24 protein-coding genes are annotated in these 24,360 nt (G+C 70.8%); 8 read left to right on the forward strand and 16 right to left on the reverse strand.

What is annotated here, in order from left to right:
* Positions 1-277 precede the first annotated feature (277 nt).
* The 11 genes from aspA to BFN33_RS05940 form a co-directional block, all read right to left on the reverse strand.
* Complete coding sequence (gene aspA / locus BFN33_RS05890) at positions 278-1,693, reverse strand: aspartate ammonia-lyase (RefSeq protein ID WP_069758713.1); 1,416 nt, start codon at positions 1,691-1,693, stop codon at positions 278-280.
* A gap of 115 nt (positions 1,694-1,808) precedes the next feature.
* On the reverse strand, positions 1,809-2,825 hold the full coding sequence (locus BFN33_RS05895; RefSeq protein WP_069758967.1) for an asparaginase: 1,017 nt from the start codon (positions 2,823-2,825) through the stop codon (positions 1,809-1,811).
* A 79-nt stretch (positions 2,826-2,904) separates the two neighbouring features.
* The gene (locus BFN33_RS05900; protein WP_069758714.1) at positions 2,905-4,353 is read right to left on the reverse strand and encodes an amino acid permease; all 1,449 of its coding nucleotides are present in this window, start codon (positions 4,351-4,353) and stop codon (positions 2,905-2,907) included.
* Positions 4,350-5,033, reverse strand: a complete 684-nt coding sequence (locus tag BFN33_RS05905) for a FadR/GntR family transcriptional regulator (RefSeq protein ID WP_069758715.1) — start codon at positions 5,031-5,033, stop codon at positions 4,350-4,352. Before BFN33_RS05905 ends, BFN33_RS05900 begins: the two co-directional genes overlap by 4 nt.
* Positions 5,034-5,352: 319 nt before the next feature.
* Positions 5,353-6,189, reverse strand: coding sequence for an undecaprenyl-diphosphate phosphatase (locus BFN33_RS05910; protein ID WP_069758716.1), 837 nt, complete (start codon positions 6,187-6,189; stop codon positions 5,353-5,355).
* Between the two features lie 73 nt (positions 6,190-6,262).
* Positions 6,263-6,637 (reverse strand): fluoride efflux transporter CrcB, encoded by a 375-nt coding sequence (gene crcB, locus BFN33_RS05915; protein ID WP_069758717.1) that lies wholly within the window; start codon positions 6,635-6,637, stop codon positions 6,263-6,265.
* Complete coding sequence (locus BFN33_RS05920) at positions 6,634-7,026, reverse strand: DUF190 domain-containing protein (RefSeq protein ID WP_069758718.1); 393 nt, start codon at positions 7,024-7,026, stop codon at positions 6,634-6,636. Before BFN33_RS05920 ends, crcB (BFN33_RS05915) begins: the two co-directional genes overlap by 4 nt.
* A complete protein-coding gene (gene crcB, locus BFN33_RS05925; protein ID WP_069758719.1) occupies positions 7,023-7,478 on the reverse strand; it encodes a fluoride efflux transporter CrcB in 456 nt (151 codons plus the stop codon). Before crcB (BFN33_RS05925) ends, BFN33_RS05920 begins: the two co-directional genes overlap by 4 nt.
* A 167-nt stretch (positions 7,479-7,645) precedes the next feature.
* Positions 7,646-8,608, reverse strand: a complete 963-nt coding sequence (locus tag BFN33_RS05930) for an SMP-30/gluconolactonase/LRE family protein (protein ID WP_069758720.1) — start codon at positions 8,606-8,608, stop codon at positions 7,646-7,648.
* A 28-nt stretch (positions 8,609-8,636) separates the two neighbouring features.
* Positions 8,637-8,924, reverse strand: a complete 288-nt coding sequence (locus tag BFN33_RS05935) for a helix-turn-helix domain-containing protein (protein ID WP_069758721.1) — start codon at positions 8,922-8,924, stop codon at positions 8,637-8,639.
* 1,116 nt (positions 8,925-10,040) lie between these two features.
* Entirely contained in the window at positions 10,041-12,062 is a 2,022-nt protein-coding gene (locus BFN33_RS05940; protein WP_069758722.1) for a beta-galactosidase, read from the reverse strand.
* Positions 12,063-12,260: 198 nt separating this feature from the next.
* On the opposite strand from BFN33_RS05940, the gene BFN33_RS05945 reads away from it, so the two are divergent.
* The 4 genes from BFN33_RS05945 to BFN33_RS05960 all read left to right on the forward strand — a co-directional run bounded on the left by BFN33_RS05945 (position 12,261) and on the right by BFN33_RS05960 (position 15,262).
* Positions 12,261-13,292 (forward strand): LacI family DNA-binding transcriptional regulator, encoded by a 1,032-nt coding sequence (locus tag BFN33_RS05945; RefSeq protein ID WP_069758723.1) that lies wholly within the window; start codon positions 12,261-12,263, stop codon positions 13,290-13,292.
* A gap of 222 nt (positions 13,293-13,514) precedes the next feature.
* Positions 13,515-13,865, forward strand: coding sequence for a VOC family protein (locus BFN33_RS05950; RefSeq protein ID WP_069758724.1), 351 nt, complete (start codon positions 13,515-13,517; stop codon positions 13,863-13,865).
* A gap of 66 nt (positions 13,866-13,931) precedes the next feature.
* Positions 13,932-14,321 (forward strand): MarR family winged helix-turn-helix transcriptional regulator, encoded by a 390-nt coding sequence (locus tag BFN33_RS05955; RefSeq protein WP_069758725.1) that lies wholly within the window; start codon positions 13,932-13,934, stop codon positions 14,319-14,321.
* Between the two features lie 38 nt (positions 14,322-14,359).
* Positions 14,360-15,262, forward strand: coding sequence for an acyl-CoA thioester hydrolase/BAAT C-terminal domain-containing protein (locus BFN33_RS05960; protein WP_069758726.1), 903 nt, complete (start codon positions 14,360-14,362; stop codon positions 15,260-15,262).
* Positions 15,263-15,615: 353 nt separating this feature from the next.
* On the opposite strand, the gene BFN33_RS05965 is transcribed toward BFN33_RS05960, so the two are convergent.
* The 3 genes from BFN33_RS05965 to BFN33_RS05975 all read right to left on the reverse strand — a co-directional run bounded on the left by BFN33_RS05965 (position 15,616) and on the right by BFN33_RS05975 (position 18,404).
* A complete protein-coding gene (locus BFN33_RS05965) occupies positions 15,616-16,005 on the reverse strand; it encodes an SseB family protein (RefSeq protein ID WP_069758727.1) in 390 nt (129 codons plus the stop codon).
* A gap of 390 nt (positions 16,006-16,395) precedes the next feature.
* Positions 16,396-16,938 carry a cysteine hydrolase family protein gene (locus tag BFN33_RS05970; RefSeq protein ID WP_069758728.1) on the reverse strand — a complete coding sequence of 181 codons (543 nt, stop codon included), beginning with the start codon at positions 16,936-16,938 and terminating at the stop codon, positions 16,396-16,398.
* On the reverse strand, positions 16,935-18,404 hold the full coding sequence (locus tag BFN33_RS05975; RefSeq protein WP_069758729.1) for a cytosine permease: 1,470 nt from the start codon (positions 18,402-18,404) through the stop codon (positions 16,935-16,937). Before BFN33_RS05975 ends, BFN33_RS05970 begins: the two co-directional genes overlap by 4 nt.
* 236 nt (positions 18,405-18,640) lie before the next feature.
* Here BFN33_RS05975 and BFN33_RS05980 point away from each other — a divergent pair, with 236 nt between their 5' ends.
* Positions 18,641-19,483: a hypothetical protein gene (locus tag BFN33_RS05980; RefSeq protein ID WP_069758730.1), complete on the forward strand. Its 843-nt coding sequence runs from the start codon at positions 18,641-18,643 to the stop codon at positions 19,481-19,483.
* 48 nt (positions 19,484-19,531) lie between these two features.
* A complete protein-coding gene (locus tag BFN33_RS05985; protein WP_069758731.1) occupies positions 19,532-19,909 on the forward strand; it encodes a peptidase inhibitor family I36 protein in 378 nt (125 codons plus the stop codon).
* Between the two features lie 411 nt (positions 19,910-20,320).
* On the opposite strand, the gene BFN33_RS05990 is transcribed toward BFN33_RS05985, so the two are convergent.
* Entirely contained in the window at positions 20,321-21,319 is a 999-nt protein-coding gene (locus BFN33_RS05990; RefSeq protein ID WP_069758732.1) for an aldo/keto reductase family protein, read from the reverse strand.
* Positions 21,320-21,437: 118 nt separating this feature from the next.
* Entirely contained in the window at positions 21,438-21,851 is a 414-nt protein-coding gene (locus BFN33_RS05995) for a cytidine deaminase (RefSeq protein ID WP_069758733.1), read from the reverse strand.
* Between the two features lie 349 nt (positions 21,852-22,200).
* Between BFN33_RS05995 and BFN33_RS06000 the strand changes: the two genes are divergently transcribed.
* Entirely contained in the window at positions 22,201-23,337 is a 1,137-nt protein-coding gene (locus BFN33_RS06000; RefSeq protein ID WP_069758734.1) for a hypothetical protein, read from the forward strand.
* Positions 23,338-23,357: 20 nt separating this feature from the next.
* The gene (locus BFN33_RS06005; RefSeq protein WP_069758735.1) at positions 23,358-24,089 is read left to right on the forward strand and encodes a class I SAM-dependent methyltransferase; all 732 of its coding nucleotides are present in this window, start codon (positions 23,358-23,360) and stop codon (positions 24,087-24,089) included.
* The last annotated feature ends 271 nt before the right edge of the window (positions 24,090-24,360 follow it).

Consider the following 24,360-nt stretch of genomic DNA (forward strand, 5'->3'; position numbering starts at 1 on the left):
CAGAGAGTGCAGGGTCTTTCACCAGGACAGGAGACGGCCTGTTTCGAAGGCCGCACAATTCACGATATGAGCATTAATAAGACTTTACTGGGAATAGCGACACAGGCTGCGCCGATCAGCGGGTACCGCCCGAGGGGGGACTGTCTCTCGTTCTGCCGCCACCATTCGGTTGTGGCGGGTGCACCACCCCCGGCGCGGTTCACCCCTGGGTGTGACGGCGCCGCGTGTCGGTGCGGCGCGGCAACGCCGGTGTCATGCGGCGCAAGGAGGCCGGACCTCAGATCGCTTGTGCCGTGCCGCTGCCGGCGAGTACCTCCGGACGCAGGAGATCCGCCAGGCGCTCGGCCGGCAGCAGACCCTTCTCCAGGACGAGTTCGGCTACTCCCCGGCCGCTGGCCAGGGCCTCCTTGGCGATGTCGGTGGCGGCCGTGTAGCCGATGTGCGGGTTGAGGGCGGTGACCAGGCCGATGGAGTTCTCGACCGTCCGGCGCAGTGCCTCGGTGTTGGCGGTGATGCCGTCCACGCAGCGTTCGGCGAGGGTGAGGCAGGCGGCGCGCAGGTGGGTGATCGACTCCGACAGGGAGTGGAGGATGATCGGCTCGAAGGCGTTGAGCTGGAGCTGTCCCGCCTCCGCGGCCATCGTGATGGTCACGTCGTTGCCGATCACCTCGAAGGCCACCTGATTGACGACTTCCGGGATCACCGGGTTGACCTTCCCCGGCATGATCGACGAACCCGCCTGCACCGGCGGCAGGTTGATCTCGCCGAGGCCCGCGCGCGGCCCCGACGACAGCAGCCGCAGGTCGTTGCAGCTCTTGGACAGCTTGACCGCGACCCGCTTGAGCACACCGGACATCTGCACGAACGCACCGCAGTCCTGCGTCGCCTCCACCAGGTTGGCGGCCGTGACCAGCGGCAGCCCGGTGATGGCGGCCAGGTGGCGCCGGGCCGACTCGGCGTATCCGGCGGGAGCATTGAGTCCTGTCCCGATCGCCGTGGCACCCAGGTTGATCTCATGGATCAGCTGGACGGCCTCGTCAAGACGGGACCGGTCCTCGTCAATCATGACGGCGTAGGCCGAGAACTCCTGCCCCAGCGTCATGGGCACCGCGTCCTGCAACTGTGTACGGCCCATCTTGAGCACCTCGCGGAACTCCACGGCCTTACGGGCGAACGCGTCCTGCAGTACAGCCATCGCCTCGAGCAGTCCACGTACCGCGAAGACCGTCGCTATCTTGACGGCGGTCGGGTAGACGTCATTGGTCGACTGGCCCAGGTTGACGTCCTCGTTGGGGTGCAGGAACGAGTACTGCCCCTTCTCGTGCCCCAGCAGCTCCAACGCCCGGTTGGCGACGACCTCGTTGGCGTTCATGTTGGTCGACGTACCGGCCCCGCCCTGGATCACGTCGACCACGAACTGGTCGTGCAGCTTCCCGTCCCGGATCTCCCGGCAGGCCTCGACGATCGCGGTGGCCTTCCTTGGCTCCAGCAGCCCGAGTTCCTCATTGGCGAGAGCCGCTGCCTCCTTCACGGCGGCGAGCGCGTCGATGAGGTGCGGGTAGGCGGAGATCGGCGTCCCGGTGATGGGGAAGTTCTCGGTGGCCCGCAGGGTGTGCACACCCCAGTAGGCGTCGACGGGGACGTCGCGGTCGCCGAGGAGGTCGTGCTCGCTGCGGGTGAGGGCGACGGTCATGAGGGTGCGGTTCCTTCTTCCATGGGGATCAGGTGAGTTTTTTTGGGGGCGCGGGGAACTGCGCGATCAGCCACAGACGGACCGCACCCGCCGAACGACAGGTGCGCCCGAGCCACTAGGCGCAAGCCGGGACACCAACGGGCTCCAGCGAACGAACGGGCCGCACACACCCGACCTCGAGGCCGCCTCCAAGAAGCGCCTCACCCTGGAACTCGGTGAGCAGCGAGGGATCGACCCCGGCCCACGCCAACGCCGCCGCAGCAACCGGCACCCGCGCCCGATTCGCCCCGTCGGAGATCTTCACGGCGACAGCGCGCCCATCCGGAAGCGCGGCGACCTGAACGCCCTCGAACCCGTCCTTCGCGAGCAGCCCGGGCACGGCCTTCATCAGCGCGGCCACGTCCCGCCCCGCCCCGGACGCCATCTCCGCGTGCTCCCGCATCGCGTCGGCGACCCGCGCCTCAGGTGTGCCGGGGGCCGCCGAGGTGATCCGTGCCGCGGCCCGGGCAAGGCCGTGCAGCGAGACGGAGAACAAAGGCGCACCGCACCCGTCGACGGTCACCCGCGTGATCCGCTGCCCGGTCAGGTCCTCAACGATCTCGGCGATCGCCTGCTGGAGCGGATGCGAGGGGTCGAGGTACCCCTCGAGAGGCCAGTCGTTGAGCACGCACGTGTACAGCATCGCCGCGTGCTTGCCGGAGCAGTTCTGCGCGAGCCGCGAGGGCCCGCGGCCCTCCCGGATCCACGTGTCCCGGACGGCCGGGCCGAACGGCATGTCCGGGACATTGCGCAGGTCGTCCTCGGACACACCCGCGAGCTCCAGGATCCGGCGGGCCCCGGCGAGGTGGCGTTCCTCGCCGGAGTGGCTGGCCGCGGCGAGCGAGAGGAGCTCGCCTTCCAGCGGCAGCCCGGCCCGGACCATGGCGACGGCCTGGACCGGCTTGAGCGCGGACCGCGGATAGAACGCGGCCTCGATGTCACCGAGTTGGAAACGGACGTCCCCGTCGCTGTCGAGAACGACGACGGAACCGTAGTGGGTGCCCTCGACCAACCCACCGCGGATGAGGTGGGCGACGGGAGCGTGGAGGGGTTCACGGACCAGGGGTGCGGCCGCGACGGGACTGCTGTGCATCACTTCCTGCTTCTCCGGGAACGTCACGCGGGTCACGCGTGCGTGCCGGTCGATTCGGGCTCGGTAAGCGCGCGAGCGATCACGCGCCGGTGGATCGGCTCTCCGTGGAGGTACGGGAGACCCTGCGCCGGACGGCGAACCAACCGGCGACCAGTGCCGCGACGATCAGCGGGAGGCACAGCACCGTGGTGCGGCCGGCGCCGCCGTCGGCGTACATGAGAACCAGGACGGAGGCGAGGAAGGCCAGCGTCACGAGTTCGGTCCAGGGGGATCCCGGCAGTCGGTAGCCGGGACGGGTGAGTTCGCCCTTCTCGGTCTTCTGCCAGAAGAGCAGGTGACAGACCATGATCATGCCCCAGGTGGCGAGGATGCCGATGGCGGCGAAGTTCAGCACGATCTCGAACGCGTCGGCGGGGACCACGTAGTTGAGGCCGACGCCGAGGACGCAGATGCCGCTGGTGAGCAGGATGCCGCCGTAGGGGACCTGGCTGCGGCTCATCACGCCGGTGAACTTCGGGGCGGATCCGGACATCGCCATGGAGCGCAGGATGCGCCCGGTGCTGTACAGACCGGAGTTGAGCGAGGACATGGCCGCGGTGAGGACGACGAGGTTCATCACACCGCCGGCCGCCGGGATGCCGATGTTGGACAGGACGGTCACGAACGGGCTCTCGCCGGCGCTGTACTTGTTCCAGGGCAGCAGCATCGAGAGCAGCAGGACCGAGCCGACGTAGAAGATGCCGACGCGCCACATGATCGAGTTGATCGCCTTGGGCATGATCTTCTCGGGATTCTCGGTCTCGCCCGCGGCGACGCCGACCAGTTCGACCGAGGCGTAGGCGAAGACGACGCCCTGAATGATCAGGAGCATGGGCAGCAGGCCGCTGGGGAAGACGCCGCCGTTGTCGGTGATCAGGGACGGGCCGGGGTGGTGGCCGTCGATCGGGTGCTGGGTGGCCAGCAGGAAGATGCCGATCAGCATGAACGCCACGAGCGCGCCCACCTTGATGATGGCGAACCAGAACTCCAGCTCACCGAACATCTTCACCGAGATGAGGTTGACGGTGAGGACGACCGCGAGCGCGATGAGGGCGATCACCCACTGCGGGATGTCGGAGAACATGCCCCAGTAGTGGGTGTAGAGGGCGACGGCGGTGATGTCGGCGATGCCGGTGGTGGCCCAGTTCAGGAAGTACATCCAGCCGGCGACGTAGGCGCCCTTCTCGCCGAGGAACTCCCGGGCGTACGACACGAAGGCGCCGGAGGAGGGCCGGTACAGGACGAGTTCGCCGAGGGCGCGTACGACGAGGAAGGCGAAGACGCCGCAGACGGCGTAGGCGATGAACAGGGAGGGGCCGGCGTCGGCGAGGCGGCCGCCGGCACCGAGGAAGAGGCCGGTGCCGATCGCGCCGCCGATGGCGATCATGTTGACGTGTCGTGACTTGAGGGACTTGCTGTAGCCCTCGTCTCCGGCGTCGACATGGCCGGAACGTTTCTGCACATCGTCGTGCAGGCTCTGCTCGCTCACGCCTGGGGTTCGCCTTCCGTGGGGGTGTCCGTACCCGTGCGCGAGGGACGCACGATGTCGGTGAGGGTGGTCTCGACGCGGTCGAGGTGGTGGGACATGGCCTCCACCGCGTCGTGCTCGGAACCGTCGATCAGCGCCTCGACGATCGCGCGGTGCTCGCGGTTGGACTGCTCACGGCGGCCGCCCAGCTCGTTGAGGAACGCCGACTGACGCGCCAGTGCGTCCCGGATCTCCTCGATGACCCGGCGGAAGACCGGGTTCTGGGCGGCCTCGGCCACGGCGAGATGGAAGAGGGTGTCCATCGCGACCCACGCCGTGGTGTCGGTCTCCCGTTCCATCCGGTCCAGCAGGTGGGCCAGGTGGTCCAGGTTCTCGGGGGTGCGGCGCCGGGCCGCGTACCCGGCGACCGGGATCTCGACGTGGCGGCGCACTTCCAGGAGGTCGCTGGCCGCGTAGTCGCCGAAGGTGGGGTCCTCCACCGCGTTGGCCACGACGAAGGTGCCCTTGCCGGTCTTGGAGACCGTCAGGCCCATCGTCTGCAGGGCCCTGAGGGCCTCGCGCAGGACGGGCCGGCTGATCTCCAGGGTGCGGCAGAGCTCCGCTTCGGAGGGGAGCTTGTCGCCGATGGCGTACTCCCCGCGCTCGATGGCGTCACGCAGATGCGCCAGCACCGCCTCCATGGCGCTGATGCGCCGCGGGGGCTGACTGGCTGTCCGGCTGTCTGACAGGTTCACGGAACAGATACTCCGGGCGGCGAGAGGGTGCTGTCAAGGGGCCGGGCCCACGGGGTACGAGGAGCGGGAGCCGCCGCACGGGGGGCGAGGAGCGACAACCGTCGCACGGGGGTGCAAGCAGGGAGAGCCGCCGCACGGGGGTGCAAGCAGGGAGAGCCGCCGCACGGGGGTGCAAGCAGGGAGAGCCGCCGCACGGGGGTGCGAGCAGGGAGAGCCGCCGCACGGGGGTGCGAGCAGGGAGAGCCGCCTCGCACCCCCGTGGCGGTCAGCTGCCGAGCGTTCCCGTGGCCAGCAGGCCGAAGAGCAGCAGGCCCACGACGATCCGGTAGACCACGAAGGCGTTGAAGGAGTGCTTGGCCACGAACTTCAGCAGCCAGGCGATCGAGCCGTAGGCGACCACGAAGGACACGCCCGTGCCGACGGCGAGCGGAGCCGCCCCCACGCCCGCGCCGAGGGCGTCCTTGAGCTCGTAGATGCCGGCGCCGGTGAGGGCGGGGATGCCGAGGAAGAACGACAGTCGGGTGGCGGCCACGCGGTCCAGGTCGAGCATCAGGGCCGTGGACATGGTCGCGCCGGAGCGGGAGAAGCCGGGGAAGAGCAGTGCGAGGATCTGCGAGCTGCCGACCAGCATCGCGTCCTTGAACGAGGTGTCGTCCTCACCACGCTTGTGCCGCCCCATCTGGTCCGCCGCCCACATCACACCGCTGCCGACGATCAGGGAGCCCGCGACCACCCACAGGGACGCGAGCGCTCCCTCGATGAGCGGCTTGGCGGCCAGACCGACGATGACGATCGGGATGGTCGCGGCGATCACCCACCAGGCGAACTTGTAGTCGTGGTGGTAGCGCTCCTCCTTGTTGACGAGCCCCCTCCCCCACGCGGAGACGATCCGCACGATGTCCTTGAAGAAGTACACGAGCACGGCGGCGATCGCGCCGACCTGGATGACGGCCGAGAACCCGACGACGGCGTCGTCGTCGACGGGGATGTTCATCAAACCCTCGACGATCTTCAGATGGCCGGTGGAGGAGACGGGCAGGAACTCGGTCACTCCCTCGACGGCTCCGAGGACGACGGCCTGACCGACGCTGATGACGCTCATGGGATCCAGTTCTTCTCAGGGGAAGGCAGGTGCGGAGGCCCCAGTCTTACTACACGCGCACAAGCGCCGATGCCTACGCCCACACGGCCTGCGCCAGCGCCACGCCCGCGAAGGCCGCCCCGAGACCGGCCACCACGCTCGCGGCCACGTTGGCCGCGGCGTAGAAACGTGCCCCGGTCTCGCCGAGCCGGAGAGTCTCGTAGGAGAAGGTCGAGTACGTCGTCAGGGCCCCGCACAGACCGGTGCCCAGGAGGAGTTGGAGGCGGGATCCGGCAGCTCCCTCGGCCACGGCGCCGGTGAGCAGGCCGAGAATCAGACAGCCCGTGACATTGACGGCGAAGGTGCCCCAGGGGAAGAGCGAGTCGTGCCGGGACTGCACCGCGCGGTCGGTGAGATAGCGGAGCGGGGCGCCGACCATGGCACCTGTGACGACCAGCAGCCAGTTCACAACGACTTCTTACCCTTCGTGCCCGTTCTGCCCCGACTTGTGTCCTGGGTGCCGTCGCGGCCGACGTACCGGATGACCTCGCAGTGGTCGAGGGTCACCAGGCCCTCGGTGATGAGTTCGTCGAGCTGCGGAAGGAACTCCCGTACGCGGGTCTCGGTGTCGACGATCACGACGGCCACCGGCAGGTCCTCGCTGAGGGACAGCAGCCGGGAGGTGTGGATCAGGGAGGACGCACCGAAACCCTCGATGCCGCGGAAGACGCTGGCCCCGGCGAGCCCCGCAGCGTGGGCGCGATGCACGATCTCGGTGTAGAGGGGTTTGTGGTGCCAGGTGTCGTTCTCGCCGACGTAGACGGTCACGCGCAGGGCGCTGCCGGTCAGCCTCGTCATGGCTGCCTCCACTTCAGGACGCGGCGGGTCGCCGTGGACGCCAGCCACACCGCGGTGAGGGCCGCGAGCAGTGTCGCGGCGAGATAGGCCAGGCCCATGGCGGGCCGGCCGTGATCGACGAGTTTCTGGATGTCGACGGCGTAGGTCGAGAAGGTGGTGAAGCCGCCGAGGACACCGGTGCCGAAGAAGGGGCGGACCAGGCGGTGGGCGGCCCACACGTCGGTGATGACGACCATGAACACGCCGATGACGGCACAGCCGACGACGTTGGTCCAGAAGGTCGCCCAGGGGAATCCGCCGGGCGGCGCGGGCCAGTGGAGGGAGAGGGCGTACCGGGCGACGGCTCCGAGGGCGCCGCCCAGCGCGACCACCGCGACGACCGGCGCCTGACCGTGCAGGAGCGACGGGCGCGTGGGTCCGGCGGGGGCACGGAGGCTCTCCGGGGCTGTCATGGTCGTGTCTCTCCTACTCGCCGGGGCCCTGGCACACGGGCGCGCTCCATCGCGAGTAGGGACCGTTGGCGGCGCCTTCGCCGCGGTTCGGGTACGGCGGGCCCCACCGCCGCGCCGCGAGGGTGATCGCGACCGAGGACCAGGGTAACGCCGGGGCGCCGCCGGGGTCACTTCGCGGCGGGCGGCTCGCACAGCGCGATGCCGCGCTCCCAGAGGCTGCCGAGGACCAGGTGGCCGGCGGCCTCGCAGACGCTGGTGACCATGCGGAAGCCGGACCGGTTGCGGGCGAGGTGGTGGACGACCTCGCCCGTGTCGTCGACCGCGAGGACACCGATGCTGCCCGTGGGGCGGTAGGGGGCGCGTACGGCGACACGGGCGGCGGCTCGGCGGACCGGTGGGACGGCGCGGTGCAGCAGGTCGAGCGGGGGCACGCGGGGGCCGGCGAGCGAGACCCAGATGGGGCCGTCGGGTCCGCCGCGCCAGATGTTGTCAGGCATGCCGGGCAGGTTCTCGGCGAGGGGTTCGGCGCGTCCGGCCTCGGGTCCGTCGAGCCAGTAACGGGTGAGCCGGCGGGCCCCGGTCTCGGCGACGACCAGGAAGGACTCGTCGCCGCTCGCGGCGAGGCCGTTGGCGAACTGCAGTCCCTCCAGCAGGACTTCGGGAGTGTCGTCGCCGGGTGCCAGGCGCAGGAGGCGGCCGGTGCCGGTGTGTTCGACGATGTCGCCGATCCACTGGTCCAGGGGGTAACGGCGGCTGGAGACGGTGAAGTACACGCTGCCGTCGGACAGTGCGACCACGTTGCTGGCGAACCGCAGCCGCTCCCCCGCCACCTCGTCGGCGATGACGCGCACGGTGCCGTCGGCGAGGTCGACGCCCAGCAGTCCGCGTTCGGCGTCGCACACCAACAGACCACCGTCCGGGAGGAGTTCGAGACCGAGTGGCCTGCCGCCGGTCTCGGCGAGCACCTCGACGCGGGCGGCGGACGGTTCCGTCAGTCCGTCGATGCGCAGGATCCGGCCGTCCGCCACTCCGGTGAGAACCCGTCCGCGGGCGTCGGCGACCACGTCCTCGGGTCCGTGGCCGCCGATCGCGACGTAGTGGCGGGGAGTCAGTGCGGTGGAACGGTCCATCAGGTGCCTGCCCTTCCGGTGCGGGTCACTACCAGCCCTTCTCGAACATGCGCGCCACCTCGGCGATGCGCATCTCGTCGCGACGGTAGTACGTGCGCCACCGGATTCTCCTGGTACGCAGCAGACCGAGGTTCACGAGCAGGCCGAGGTGGGTCTCCGCGACGGAGCGGGGCACGCCGAGCTTGCCTGCAATGGCGTCGGAGGTGACTCCGTCCCGGGCGGGGTCACCGTGCCGCTGCGGCGGGAAGTGCGCGGCCGGGTCCTTCAGCCACTCCAGGATGTCCAGACGCCGCTGGCCGGCCGGGATCCTCAGCATCTCGTCCCCTCCGCCCCTCCCTCTGCGTGGGTCCACTGTCCCGCAGCCGAAGCCGCCCTGTCCCGGACTCACCGAGCTTGTCCGAGATCAACTCCTCTGGGACAGAGGGCTGTTGGTGCGCATGGCGGTCGGGGAGGGCAAACACCGGGTGCGTCCAAAGGGCTTGGGGCTGGCCCGGGGATCGCGGCCTGGTCGCGGCCCGGAGCCGTCCGGGGCGTGACGCTGGCCCGGGGGCTTGCGGCTGGTTCGGGACATGAGGCTGATCTGGAGCGTACGGCCGGTCCCGGGCGTGAGGCCGGTCTGGAGCGTGCAGCCAGTCCCGGGCGTGAGGCTGGCCCAGGGGCTTGCGGCCGATCCGGGGCATGAGGACCGATCTGAAACGTGCAGCCAGTCCCGGGCGTGAGGCTCGCCCAGGGGCTTGCGGCCGATCCGGGACATGAGGCCGATCTGGAACGTGCAGCCAGTCCCGGGCGTGAGGCTGGCCCAGGGGCTTGCGGCCGATCCGGGACATGAGGCCGATCTGAAACGTGCAGCCAGTCCCGGGCGTGAGGCTCGCCCAGGGGCTTGCGGCCGATCCGGGGCGCGAGGCCGGTCTGCGGCGTGCAGCCGGTCCGGGGCGCGAGGCCAATCTGGGACGTGCGGCCCGTCCGAGCCGTGAATCCGGTCCAGGGCGTGCAGCCGGTCCCAGGCGTGAGGCTGGCCCAGGGGCTTGCGGCCGGTCCGGGGCTTAGGGCGATCTGAAGCGTGCAGCCAGTCCCGAGCGTGAGGACAATCCGGCCCGTCCGGCCCGTCCGAGCCGTGAACCCGGTCCAGGGCATCCAACCGGTCCCAGGCGTGAGGCCGACCCGGTGCGCGAGACGGACGCGGTGCGCGAGACCGACCCAGGCCGCAGCCCCACCCGATCCGCGAGACCGACCCAGGCCGCAGCCCCACCCGAGCCGCGAGGCCGACCCAGGCCGCAGGCCCACCCGAGCCGCGAGACCGACCCGGGCCGCAGCCCCACCCGAGCCGCGAAGCCCACCCCGGTCGCGAGGACGGGCCGTGGGCTTGCGGGCCTCTCGGGGTGAGGCCCCCTCCGCCCGCGGCTCGTGGTCTCGCGGGCGGAGGGGAGTCGGTTCAGGCGTCGAGCCGGACGACCCGGACGGCGCCCGCCGGGACGGCGAGGCGGCCCGCGGCACGTTCGCCGGTCAGCAGTTCGGTGCCTGCCGCGTCCAGGGGCACCTTGGCCTCCGAGGTGGTGTGGTTGATCACGAAGACGTAGGAACCGGTCTCTCCGTTCCGCCGGACCACCTCGACGTCGTGGGGCAGGTCGGCACGCGAGGGGAGCTGGGCGTCCTCGGCGGCCCAGCCGAGCAGGACGTCGAGGCCCTGGGCAGCCAGGCGCGTGGAGACGTACCAGGCCGTGCCCTCGCCGTGCCGGTGCCGGGTGACGGCGGGGTGACCGGCGGCCAGTCCGTCGGCGTAGGTCCACACCGTCTCGGCGCCGCGCGGCACGACGAACTCGGTCCACACGTCGCCGGTGAGCTCGGAGCCGTCGGGTCCGGTGATCCGCACCAGCTGGTCCGGCAGGAGCGGCGAGAACTCCTCGACGGTCAGGCCCAGGACGTCCCGCAGCGCGCCCGGATGGGCACCCTCGTGGACGGCGTCGTGCTCGTCGACGATGCCGGAGAAGTACGACACGACGAGGGTGCCGCCGTTCTCGACGTACGCCTTGAGGTTGTTCCCGGCGGCCTCCGTCATCAGATACAGGGCGGGGACGACGACAAGGGGATAAGCCGACAAGTCGGCTTCCGGGTGGGCGAAGTCGACCGTGAGGTGACGGTCGTAGAGGGCCTCGTAGAAGGCGTCGGCACGCTCGCGCGCGTCGTGGTCCTCGCTGGGGCGCCAGTCGAGGTTCTGCGCCCACCAGGAGTGCCAGTCCCACAGGACGGCCACGTCCGCCTGGGTGCGGGTGCCGCGGATCGTGCTCAACGAGTCCAGGGAGGCGCCCAGTTCGACGACCTCGCGCCACACGCGTGTGTCGGTGCCGCCGTGCGGGACCATCGCCGAGTGGAACTTCTCGGCGCCGCGCCGCGACTGTCGCCACTGGAAGAACATGGCACCCTCGGAGCCGCGGGCCACGTGCCCCAGGGAGTTGCGGGCCATCTGACCGGGGGCCTTGGCGGGGTTGCGGGCCTGCCAGTTGACGCCCGAGGTGGAGTGCTCCAGCAGGATCCAGGGGGCGCCGCCCGCCACCGAGCGGGTGAGGTCGGCGGCCATGGCGAGGTTGACGTGGGTGCGGCGGCCGTCGGTGATCAGGTAGTGGTCGTTGGTGACGATGTCGACCTCGCGGCCCCAGGCCCAGTAGTCGACGGAGTCACACTGGCTGAGCGCGGTCATGAAGTTGGTGGTGACCGGGACGTTCGGGGAGAGCCTGTGCAGGATGTCCCGCTCCGCCACGAAGTTCTCGCGCATGGTGGCGTCGGCGAACCGCTTGTAGTCCAGCGCCTGGCCGGGGTTGCCGACGGTGGCCGCGGTGCGCGGCGGGTCGATCTGCTCGACGGTCGTGTAGTGCTGGCCCCAGAAGGCCGTGCCCCAGGCCTCGTTGACACCGTCGACGCCGCCGTACGTCGCCTCGAGCCAGCGGCGGAAGTGCGCGGCGCAGGAGTCGCAGTAGCAGGCGGAGACGGGGACGCCGTACTCGTTGTGCACGTGCCACATCGCAAGGGCCGGGTGGTCGGCGTAGCGCTCGGCGAGCCGGGTGGTGATGTCCGCGGCGGCCGCGCGGTAGGCGCTGTTGCTGTGGCAGATGGCGCCGCGCGAGCCGAACGCGAGGCGGGTGCCGTCGGCCGTGAGCGGCAGTGCGTCGGGGTGGGCGCGGTAGAACCAGGCGGGCGGGACGACGGTGGGCGTGCCGAGATCGACGCGGACGCCGTTCTCGTGCAGCAGGCCGAGGATCCGGTCCAGCCAGCCGAAGTCGTACACGCTCGGTTCCGGCTCCAGGAGCGCCCAGGAGAAGATCCCTACGCTGACCATGGTGACCCCGGCCTCGCGCATCAGCCGGACGTCCTCGTCCCAGACGCTCTCGGGCCACTGCTCCGGGTTGTAGTCCCCGCCGAAGGCAAGCCTGGTGAGGCCCCTGGGGGTGGTCTCCGGCATGGGTCTCTCCCGTTTCGAGTAGTTGGGAACGTGCACACACGGCTCCAGAAGTACGCGGCCCAAGATAACCGTACAGAGGTGACCCTTGCCAAGGGCCTGACAGTCGACATTTCTGTGCACGATCCCAGTACGGTCGCATCCCGTCCGTGCCGTCCCACCGCTCGAGCACCCTCGTGCCGCCCACCGGGGCTTAGAGTCTTGACCATGAACAGTGCGGGGGGCCGGCGCAAGCCACCGACGATCCACGACGTGGCCCGCGAGGCCGGGGTCTCGCGGGGCACCGTCTCGCGCGTCCTCAACGGCGGACACTACGTCAGCCCGCCCGCCCTGGAGGCGGTCAACGCCGCCATCCGCAAGACGGGTTACGTCGTCAACCGGCACGCCCGCTCGCTGATCACCGGCCGCTCCGACTCGGTCGGCTTCCTGCTCACGGAGCCCCAGGAGCGGTTCTTCGAGGACCCCAACTTCAACGTGCTGCTGCGCGGCTGCACCCAGGCGCTGGCCGCGCACGACATCCCCCTGCTGCTGATGCTGGCGGGCACCGAGGACGAGCGGCGCCGTATCAAGCGGTTCATCACGGCGGGCCACCTCGACGGCGTGCTGCTGGTCACCAGCCATTCCGCGGACCCGGTGGCCGAGGAACTGCACAAGGCGGGCGTGCCCGTCGTGCAGTGCGGCAAGCCCATGAGGTCCGGCTCGAAGGTGAGTTACGTGGCCGCGGACGACCGTGACGGCGCCCGTGACATGGTCCGCCATCTGCTGTCCCTGGGCCGCCGCCGGATCGGCATCGTGACCGGTCCGCTGGACTCGCCGGGCGGTGTCGACCGTCTCGCCGGCTACAAGGAGGTGCTGACGGAGGCGGGCGTCGGGATCGACGAGCGGCTCGTCGTCTCCGGCGACTACAGCAGGGCCGCCGGGGAGGCCGGCGCCGAGCGGCTGCTGGCGCAGGCTCCGGACCTGGACGCCGTGTTCGTCGCCTCCGACCTCATGGCGCTTGGCGCCCTGTCGGCACTGCGCCGAGCGGGCCGCCGGATCCCCGAGGACGTGGCCGTCGGCGGCTTCGACGACTCCATCGCCGCGACCGAGGCCACCCCTCCCCTCACCACGATCCGCCAGCCCTACGACCGCATCAGCGCCGAGATGGTGCGGGTGCTGCTGGCCCAGCTGGGCGGAGAGGATCCGGCAGCGGTGATCCTGCCCACGGAACTGGTCCGACGCGAGTCGGCCTGAGACCGGGCGTCGGAGGGGCCGGTGGCCGGCGCCCCCGAAGAGAAGGCGCCTCGCCCGACTGGGCGAGTATGCATCGGAATGCGCTCATGACCACCTGACCCGGCGTCTTCGTCTCCTGCGGGCGGTGACCGATCAGGATCGGAGAAGCGCGCACGTCCTCCCCCGGCCTAGCGTGAGATCACCGACGCGGACCGTCGGGACGACCTCACGAAGGAGCGCACCATGACTGCCGGCCTCAAGACGATCATCTACCCCGTCAAGGATCTGGCCGCGGCGAAGGCCCTGTTCAGCGCGCTACTGGGGGTGGAGCCGTATGCGGATGAGCCGTACTACGTCGGTTTCAAGGACGCGGGCCAGGACGTCGGCCTCGACCCGAACGGGCACGCCCGGGGCATGACCGGCCCGGTGCCGTACTGGCACGTCGACGACATCCGGACGACGCTCGCGGCGCTGGTGGCGGCCGGGGCCGAGACGCTCCAGGACGTCCAGGACGTCGGCGGCGGCAAGCTGATCGCCTTCGTCAAGGACGCGGACGGCAACCTGGTCGGGATCACCCAGGATCCGCAGGGCTGACACTTTCCTTGCACATACACTAGTTGCACAGACAACAAATGGCCGCTTCGGTGTTACCGTGCATGTATGGCACTGAACACGGTCTCGACCGGCCTCGAGGAACGGTGGCGGGACATCCTGGCGGTGCACGCGCGCACGATGTGCGAGATCGACCGCGTGCTGCATCCGCACGGGCTGGGAGCGAGCGATTTCGAGGTGCTCGACATCCTCGCCACCGAGTCGCCCCGGGAGGGCGACCAGTGCAGGGTGCAGAACCTGGTCGGGCGGGTGCATCTGAGCCAGAGCGCGCTGTCCCGGCTGATCGGCCGCCTGGAGAAGGACGGTCTGGTGGAGCGCTCCATGTGCGTGGAGGACCGGCGGGGCGTCTGGGTGTCCCTCACCCGCAAGGGCCGTGACCTGCACTCCGAGGTGCTGCCGCTGCAGCGCGCGGTGCTGGCGAAGACGCTCGACAGCTAGGGACGCCTGCGTGGTGGTCGAAGACGTGGGCACCGCGCATGCGTGACGGAGAGAGCGCGTCGGAGATCGTCGAGCACAAGGTGACGGCTCCCTGGGAAGGGGTCCTGCTGGAGCCGGCCGCGGGCAGCTGCGCCGGAGTCCTGGTCCTGGCGGGGTCGAGTGGTCGTGTCGACCGGCGGCGAGCGCAACTTCTGGCTCAGCAGGGCCTTGTCGCCCTGGCCATACGCTGGTTCGGCGGGCCCGGTCAGGCGGCCGGGATCTGCGAGATCCCCCTGGAGACATTCATCGCGGGAGTGGACCTGTTGCGGTCTCGCGGAGTGGAGCGCGTCGGCGTGCTCGGCGTCTCCAAGGGCGCCGAGGCCGCACTGCTCACGGCGGTGCATGAGCCGCTCGTGGACATGGTCGTCGCGGTGTCGCCGACCGCCCTGGTCTGGTGCAACGTCGGACCCGGTCTCGACGGCCACCGACATCCCCACCGCTCCTCCTGGACCTGGCGGGGGCGGCCGCTGCCTTTCGTGCCCATGGACGACTCCTGGCGACCGGCGGAGCGGGCCGACGGGCCGGTGGCCATCGGCGGGTGGTACGACCTCAGCGAGCGGACCTTCGCCACGCGCCTGGATGCCGCCGCGATTCCGGTGGAGCGGGCGCGTGCCGACGTACTGCTCATCGCCGGTGGTGATGACGCCATGTGGCCCTCGCTGCGGTACGCAGAACAACTGGCCGCACGACGTCGCACGGCCGGACGCTCGGTCCGTCTGCTCACCCGCGCCGACGCCGGGCACCGCCCACGGTTCCCCGGCGAGGGTCCCGCCGATCCCTCGCCGACATTCCGCTACGGCGGGACACCCCGCGCCGATGCCATGCTCGGCGAACTGGCCTGGGGCCCCGTCGTCCACGCCCTCCGCCCGCCGAGAGCCGTCCCGGTCTGCGAGAGCAACTGACCGACCCAGAACTCACACGTGGGGGATGGTCCAACTGGGACCGCGCTGCCCGCCGCACGGCGGCACCGGGGCGCTACGGGAGTCACCCTCGCGGACACTGCACGCCTCGTGAACCGTTTCGCCCGCCGATCCGCCGCGCTTTGCGGACATGCGCCATGTAGTCCGGAGCGGCGGCCTGCCGGATCGGTCCTATGAGCCCGGCGCGCCGGGGATGAGCGGGGTCGGCGCCGCTCAGCTCTGTTTCCGCAGGCGACAACCGGGGTGCGGCAGCGGGAGCGGTCCGCACCCCTCTACGGGCCCGGCCGCTCCCTCTCCGTCACATGCGGTGGCCGAGCCTCACTGTGTGGTCAGCCCTACGGCCGAGCCAGCAGGGTGCGCACGCCCTCGGACGTGAGCGTCAGCGGATGCGAGGAGCTGGCGTCGATCGAGAGCGACAGATCGCCGTCCGGCCACTGCGCGGCGAGAGCGCCCAGCGGCACCAAACGGTAACGGGACACGAACGGAAGCAGTTCGGCCATCTCCGTCTCCGAGGTGAACACGGGCACCACAGGAGCGCCGTCCTGCTGTTCCAGCACGGGCAGCGCCACGGTCGTGTCCTCGTCCGCGGCGTCGTCGGGCACCGGAATGAGCACGTCACTGGTGGCGAGCGTGTCCAGCGCCGTCGCGTCCTCGGTGTTCTGCGTCAGCGCGTCCAGCGCCCGCTGGGCCGGTGTGGCGGTGTTGTCATTGGCGGGTGTGTCCATGGCAGATCCCCTGGTAGCGGCGGTCGTGCGGCCCGCCCGCGGACATGATCGCCCGGGGCGCGGTGCTGCTCGCGTACCCGAGCGTGCCCAGAGCATGCGTTCGGGACCTCAGGGAATCAGCGCGATGTGCTCCGAGGGCAGACCGAGCGTGTCGCAACCCACCCGCCGCAGGAGAGGCTCGTACATGCTCGAAGGGGTCTCCGCCTGGCGAGCGAGCAGCGCGCCTGAGGGCCACGGCCCGTTCGATGATCTCCCACTCGATGAGGCCGGTCTCGGGTGCGGCGGTCACGATGCCTCCTGGCGTGTGGGAGCCGTCCGTTCGTGAAGCGCTACGAGCGATTCAACACGGCCGGGCGCTGCCCGGTACCGACCGGATACCGCCAAGTGCCTTCAGTTTCCTATCAGTTGATCCACGGTGACGACCCGGATCAGCGGCCCGTACAGCGCCATCACGTCCAGCGCCCTGGCATGGGAGTCGTCGTCGACGCCGGCGCAGGCGTCGGACACCACCAGGGTCTCGACGCCCGCGTCGGCGGCGGCGAGGGCCGTGGACAGGACGCAGCAGTCGGTGCTGACACCGGCCAGGACCAGGCGGCCCTCGGGGCCGACCCGGGTGGCGAGTTCGGGGGTCCACTTGCCGAAGGTGGTCGCGTCCATGATGTGCGGTGCCCGGTCGGCGAACTCGTCGGTGAGCCGCCACAGCGGGGCGTCCGGCGGCTGCAGGGCGAAGGCCCACCGCGCGTAGTACGCCCGCCAGGCGCCGGTGGGCCGGTCAGGGGCCACGAAGCGGGTGAACGTGACCCGTTCGGCGAAGGCCGGCAGCAGCCGCCGTACGCCTGCCGCAGCCTCGGCGAAACGAGGGGTGGCCCAGGGACTGCCGGGCTCGGCGAACACGCGCTGCATGTCGATGACGGCCAGCACACCGGTCGTCATACGGCGCCCTCCTGTGCGCGGACCCGCCCGCGGCCGAAGGCCAGCGTGCCGAGGAAGCCGAGGGCCAGGGCCGCCAGAACCCCGAGGTTGGCGTAGGCCCAGGCGCCGGACTTGCCACCGAGACCGAAGGGGTCGAGGAGATAGCCCTGCCAGTCCAGCCAGCTCGCGGCCGAGTTGGTGACCAGGCCCCAGCCGAGGGCGGTGGCGAGAACCGTCAGGATCAGCGGGGTGGGCGGCACGTCGCCGTAGCGGCCGCTCGGACGGTAGAGGTCGGCCTCGTCGTAGTCACGGCGGCGCAGGGAGAGGTCGGCGAGCATGATGCCGCACCAGGCGGCGATGGGGACACCGAGGGTGGTGAGGAAGCCCATGAACTGGCCCAGGAAGTCGTCGGCGAAGAACACGATGTAGATCGAGCCCGCGATCATCAGGACACCGTCGACGAGCGCCGCCAGCGGGCGCGGGATCCTGAGGCCCGCCGAGAGCAGGGCGAGACCCGAGGAGTAGATGTCGAGGACCGCGCCGCCGACCAGGCCGAGCACCGCGACGACGGCGAAGGGCACCAGGAACCAGGTGGGCAGGATGGTGGTGAGCGCGCCGATGGGGTCGGCGGCGACGGCCTGGCTGAGCTCGGTGGACGATCCGGCCAGCAGCAGCCCGCAGACCAGCAGGAGCAGCGGGGCCACGGACGCGCCGAAGGTGGTCCAGCCGACCACGCCCCGGCTCGACGAAGTGCGGGGCAGATAGCGGGAGTAGTCGGCGGCGGCGTTGACCCAGCCGAGACCGAAGCCGGTCATCATGAAGACCAGCGCGCCGATGAACTCCTGGGCGGAGCCCGCCGGGAGGGCACTCACGGAGCTCCAGTGGATGTGGTCGGCGACCAGCCCGACGTAGACGACGGTCAGTACGCCCGTCACCACGGTGATCACGGTCTGGAGGCGCATGATCAGGTCGAAGCCCATCACCCCGCCGACGACGGTGAGCCCCGCGACCACGATCAGGGCGATCACCTGGGTCTTGGTGCCGCCGCCCCAGCCGAGCCGTCCGAAGACGGTCGCCGTGGCCAGGGTGGCGAGGGCGCACAGTACGGTCTCCCAGCCGACGGTGAGCACCCAGGAGACCACCGACGGAAGGCGGTTGCCGCGCACCCCGTAGGCGGCACGGCCGAGCACCATCGTCGGCGCGGAGCCCCGCTTGCCGGCAACCGCGACGAAGCCGCACAGCAGGAACGAGAAGACGATCCCGATCACGCCGGCCACCAGCGCCTGCCAGAAGGAGATCCCGAAGCCCAGCGCGAAGGAGCCGTAACTCAGGCCGAGGATGGACACGTTGGCGCCGAACCACGGCCAGAACAGCGTCCGCGGGGTGCCCTTGCGTTCTGCGTCGCCGATCACGTCCAGCCCGTGGGTCTCCACCTGGAGCTGCCGGGCGGTGGATCTGCTGTCGGGGGATCCCGAGGAGTCTGTCATCGTCGACCTGCCTGTTCAGACGTGTTGGGGTGACGGTAGGCAGGGGGCGCGGGGGCGTCAATCACGCATCGCCCGCACGACCCGCCCTATGACTTCCGAGGATCACAGCCGTCCCGCGCTCCCCTGTACTGGATGGCGAGCCGACGAGGAGTCGGAACGGCTGAGCCCGCCGCGGTTTTACGGGCGGGCGAAGGACGGGGGTGTCCGCGGTGCGGGCTTCGAGGTTTGTCTCCGCAGTGGCGCTGTCCGTGTGTGCGGCCACCCTGGTGGGCGGCTGCGCGGACGGCGGCGACGGGAGCGCACCGGGTTCCGTACCACGGTCCGTCCGCGCGCAGGACGATCTGCTGAAGAGCGCCGAATCCACGCTTGTGCGACGGTGTCTGACGGAGCGCCAGGTAACGGCGCGTGCCGAGGGCGGCGACGGGCAGGGCCGGGGAGCCGCTCCGCGGCGGGAGTTCCCGTACGGGATCGACGATCCCGGCTGGGCGGCCCGGCACGGGTTCGGCATCCCGGTGGAGCGGAGCTCACGGCAGCAGGAGGCCGGCGCTTCCAAGGAGCAACAGCGCCTGTCCGACGCCCTGTTCGGCACCGGGCGCCGTGAGCTGTCCACCCGCACGGCCACCGGACTGGTCGTCCAGGCGAACAGCGACGGCTGTCTGGCCGAGGCACAGCGGGTCCTCTACGGCGACCTGGACCGCTGGTTCCGCACCGAGGTCACGGTCAACAACCTCGCTGCCGCCGCTCACCGACGGGTGACCCAGGACCCCGTCCACCGGGCCGCACTCGCCCGCTGGTCGCGCTGTGTCGCCCCCGTACAGCAGGCCGACAGCCCCGGGGAGCTGCGCAGTGCGTGGCAGCGCCGGGCCCGTGGCCTCACTCCACGGGAAGCGACCGCCCTGCAACAGCGGTTCGCCGTGGCCGAGGCACGGTGCGTGCGGCGCACGGACCTCGCCCGGACCGGTGCCCGGCTGGAGAAGCGGTACGCCGCCGAGCTGCGCGCCGAGTACGCCGACGTGATCGCCGAGCACCGGCAGCTGCGGGACCACGGGCTGCGGTACGCCGTGCGGCACGACCTCTGAGGCCCTTTCCTGTCACCTCACCAACACCACATCGAAGGGATCGACATCATGCGCAAGACCTTCATCACCGCGGCCGGACTGTTCCTCGCCGCCGGCACCGCCCTGGCCGTCGTACCGGGCACGGCCCAGGCCGCCGCACCCTGCGGCCAGGGGAGCTTCTGCGCCTACACCGACGCCAACTACGGCGGGCTGTCGGTGGGTTGGACCGGCGACGACGGCTGGTGGGAGAGCAACATCGCGGACGAGGACAGCTCGTGGGCCAACCACGGCATCTCGGGCCCGGGCATCAAGGACCACGTCAAGGTGTACGCCAGTGCCTGGCAGGGCGGCGGTGTCACCATCTGCCTGAGCCCCGGGCAGGAGGTGCCGTACAACGCGGCAGCCAACGACCGGGGAGACTCGCACATCTGGACCAGCAGCTGCTGAACGCACACTCCCGCGGGCGCGCCGGTCCGCGGCGGCCACATCAGCCTGCCCGGTGTGATCGCCGCCGCGGCCCGTGCCGTGACGGCGGGCGACCTCCTCGCGCACCGGATCGGCAGGTTCCCCGGTGGCCGGGGCCGCTCGCGGGCCGCGCAGGCCGTCGCGATCCGGGAGCCGCCTGGACGCGCCGAGAGGCTGATGACGCGCCACGGCGGACGGGCGGTCTTCCCGGCGGGGAAGGTGCCGGTGCACGGTGACTTCGGCACCTTCTTCACCTGCCGTGCGGGCGTTTCACCGGGGCCTTCCGCCGGACCCACCCTTCACACCGGCGTTTCACCGGGGCCTTCCGCCGGACCCACCCGCCGTACCGGCGTCTCACCAGGGCCTTCCGCCGGACCCACCCGCCGTACCGGCTCAGCGGTGCTTGATGCCGGCCTGGGCGCCGGGGGCGAGGGTGGGTTCGGCGACGGGGACGTCACCGAGGGCCTGGTCGACGGCGGTCAGCAGGTCGTCGGAGAGTTCCACGCCGGAGGCGGCGGCGTTGGCGTGGACCTGGTCGGGGCGGGAGGCACCGGTGATCGCGGAGGCGACCTCGTCGCGGCGCAGGACCCACGCGAGCGCCAGGGTGGCCATGCTCATCCCCGCCTCCTCCGCGATCGGGACGAGGCGCTGGACCGCTTCGAGGATGGCGTCGCTGTAGACGAGGTCCTGGGAGACCGCCATGTCCTCGGAGGCGAACCGGCTTCCTTCGGGGACGGGCTGTCCGGGCTTGTACTTGCCGGTGAGGACGCCCTGCGCCAGCGGCGACCAGACGATCTGGGAGATGCCGTTGGCGGCGCACAGATCGAACACCTCGGCCTCGGGGGCCTGCCAGAGCATGGAGTACTGCGGCTGGGAGGAGACGAACAGATCGGGGCCGGCGATGTCGATCGCTGCCCGGATCTGTTCGGGGGGCCACTCGCTGAAGCCGATGTAGCGGGCCTTGCCCTGCTCGACGACCTTCTGGAACGCCTCGACGGTGTCCTCGATCGGCACGCCGGAGTCGAAGCGGTGTGCCTGGTACAGGTCGACGTGGTCGGTCTTGAGGCGGGTGAGGGAGGCGTCGATCTGCTGGGCGATGTGGGCGGGGGACAGCCCGCTGTCGGCAGGGTCGTCCGACATCGGGAAGTAGACCTTGGTGGCCAGGATGTAGGAGTCACGGGGATGGGCGGACAGGATCTCGCCCCAGGCCGTCTCTGCGGCTCCCCGTCCGTAGGCGTTGGCGGTGTCGAAGAAGTTGATGCCCGCGTCGAAGGCCGCCTCGGTGCAGGCGCGGGTCGCGTCCGCCTCGACGCCTCCGGAGTAGGTGAGCCAGGACCCGAGCGAGATCTCCGAGACGTTCAGGTCCGAGCTGCCGAGTGTGCGGTACCGCATGGTTGTCGCTCCTTGTGTCGGGTGGGCCGCCGGCTCCGGGGCAGGCCTTACGAGGCTGCTGTCCACTGGACCGATGACCATGCCACGCTCTCGTCGACAGCGTCGTCAGGGGTCAGTGTCATTCGGCGGCGAGCTGGTGATCGGCCCAGACGTAGCTCTCGGGCAGCAGGTCGGTGATGCGCACGGTCCGGGTGCGGGTGCCTTCGCCGACGATGACCTCGAGATCGGGGAAGTAGTCGAGAAGGACCTGCCGGCACCGGCCGCACGGTGGAACAACCCCTCGGTCGCGGTCCCCCACGGCGACGATCGTCTCCAGTTCGTAGGCGCCCTGGGCGGCCGCCGCGCCGATGAGGACCAGTTCGGCGCAGGGGCCTCCCGTGAAGTGGTAGGCGTTCACGGCGGTGATGATCCGCCCGTCGCGGGCACGGGCCGCGGCCGCCATGGTGTGGTTGTCGCCCCGGCAACGCGTGCGAGCGACGTGCGCCGCGGCTTGGACGAGTTCATGATCGACGGGGTGCGTCTGCGTGGTCACTTCTCTGCCTTCGTCGTTGGTCAGGCGACGTCGACGATATCCGCGGTGGGTCGGCTCCGGGAGTCACGCGCTGGTCGGACCGGCCACGCCGAGCGGACCGACGCGGCCTCGGTCCGTGCCCTGGCGGACGGCACGGACAGCGCCCGGTCCGGCGTTCGTGAGCACCCTCCGGATCCGAACTCGGCGCCCACGGCTGCACCCAGCTCCTCGTCATCACCTCGAGACCGGCCTGGTCCGCGCCCGAGAACGACAGGAGTGATCGCCCCGCCCGTCCGCACGAGATCACCGCCCCCTACTCTTCCTCTGTTCGAGACGCCACGGACACAGGGGCAAAACGGGGGGAAGCACCATGACATACCGGCGCGCGGTCATACCGGCCCTGGTCGGAGGCCTGCTGATCACGTTGTTGCTGTGGTGGGCGGGGGCGAGCGCGCAGGCACTGCAACTGCGCGGCAGCACCAGCGTGTTCGACGTGGACTCCGTGAACGAACTCCGGCGATGGCTCATGCCCTGGTCGTACGACTCCTCGGCGGCCCTGCCGTCCGACGGATCCCTGGACCCGGGCACGGGTACGGGCGGAGACACCCGTTACGCCAGTCTGTACAGCACCGCGATGCAGATCAGATTCGTGGCCGTCTTCGCTTTCTTCCTGGCCGGCGCGTTGCTCCTGCTCCGCAGGATCCCGCCGACGCGGGGCCGTACACCGGGCACGCTGGTCGCGCTGTGGGCCTGGGGGCCGGTGTCCGCGACCTTGGCCGTGACGGTCTCGGCACCCTGGCTGATCGCGTCCCGGGGGCGCGGCAGCTACCGGGTCCTGCCGCAGTTGGCGGGTGTGATCGCCTCGAGCGGACCGGTGCCAGTGTTCGCGGGGCTGTTCACCGCCCTGCTCACGGTGCTCGTGGCCCGCGTCTCCGCCAAGGGCGCGGAACCACTGCCCCGGCGCGATGTGCCGGCGCGCGCCGCCCGCCTGGCGGCGAGCGTCGGAACCGCGGTGGTCGCGCTGTCCCTGGTGATCCTGTCGTACCAGTCGGTGGCGGCCTGGATTCAGACCTCGTTCAGCGGCGCCGGCCTGCTGTCCGAGCCCGGTGACCTGCTGCGCCAATGGCTGCTCCTCGGCGCCTGGGCGGGGCCGTCGACCGCACCCCTCGGACACTGGCTGCTGTACCGGGCCGCCGACGGGCTCCTGCTGGCCGTGGTGTGGTGGTCACTGCGTCTGCTGCCCGGCCTGCTCACCCGGACCACCGCGCCGGGGATGGCGGTGGGCGCGGTCTGCGCGACCGTGCTGGGACTGCTCGCGAGCCAGGTCCTGCACATGGCGATCGACGACACCGCCTCCGTGTGGGGTCCCGTGCACATGTTCTCCGCTCTCGGCGGGGGCGTCCCCGCCGCCCTCACCTTCGGCGTCACGGCAGGACTGGCGGCCTTCGCGACACTGCGGCTGGCCGGGGACCGTGACCCGCTGCCGTCTTCTGTCGTCCCTGCCTGAATCCCTGGCAGCATGCGGTGATGCCTATCAACACCGCCTACGAGGGGGCCCTCGGCGACTACTTCGCCGACAACGCGACCGACGGCCCCTACAACGCCCACACCGACCGGCCCGCCATGTTCGCCCTGGCCGGTGACGTCACCGGGTTGCGCGTCCTGGACATCGGCTGCGGCGCCGGGCACTACATCACCGAACTGCGGGCACGAGGCGCGGCCGAAGTGGTCGGCGTGGAGGGCAGCGTGACGCTGCTGGGCCATGCCCGCGACCGCATCGGCGACGACGACGCCGTCACCCTTCACCATCACGACCTGGAGGACCCACTCGACTTCCTGCCGGACGACTCGTTCGATCTGGTGGTCGTGGCCCTGGTGCACCATCACCTGGAGGCCCGCCGGCAACTGCTGGCCGAACTGGACCGCGTGCTGCGTCCCGGCGGAACTCTGCTGGTCTCCACGGTCCATCCGACCGCCGACTGGGTCTGGCACGGCGGCTCCTACTTCGACGAGGACCGCGTCGAGACGCGTTTCGGGGACAGCGGCACCACGAACTCCCACCGCCGTATGACGATGCAGACCTTCCTGGGCGAACTCCTCGACGCCGGCTTCGCGTTGGAACGATTCGTGGAGCCGCGGGCCACGGAGGCAGCCCGCCACGTCGACGAGAGCCGCTACCTCAAGACTCTTCACACACCGTTCTTCGTCGCTGTCCGCATGCGGAAGAACCAGTCCCCCAGCAGGCCGGGCAGGTCGTGATCGCCGACTCCGCGCCCGTGAGTGGTCCGCGGGCCGGAGTTGCCTACCCGGTGACCGCCGGCCCGGCGTCACGAAGGCGCGTCTTCAGCGTCGGGTCGGGCGCGCTGACACGCTCCTGACTCCTGACCCTGCTCAGCCGCGGCCACACCCGCCAGTACGCCCAGCACGGCGGCGCATTGACACCGGCCCGCCCCGAGGCCCAGGCGGATCCACGGCGCCTGCGCCTCCCGCAGGCCTTGACCCCGCTCCCCCGGCCACGTACAACACTCTC

Origin of the sequence: Streptomyces sp. LUP47B, assembly GCF_001746295.1 — a bacterium.
Taxonomy (GTDB): domain Bacteria; phylum Actinomycetota; class Actinomycetes; order Streptomycetales; family Streptomycetaceae; genus Streptomyces.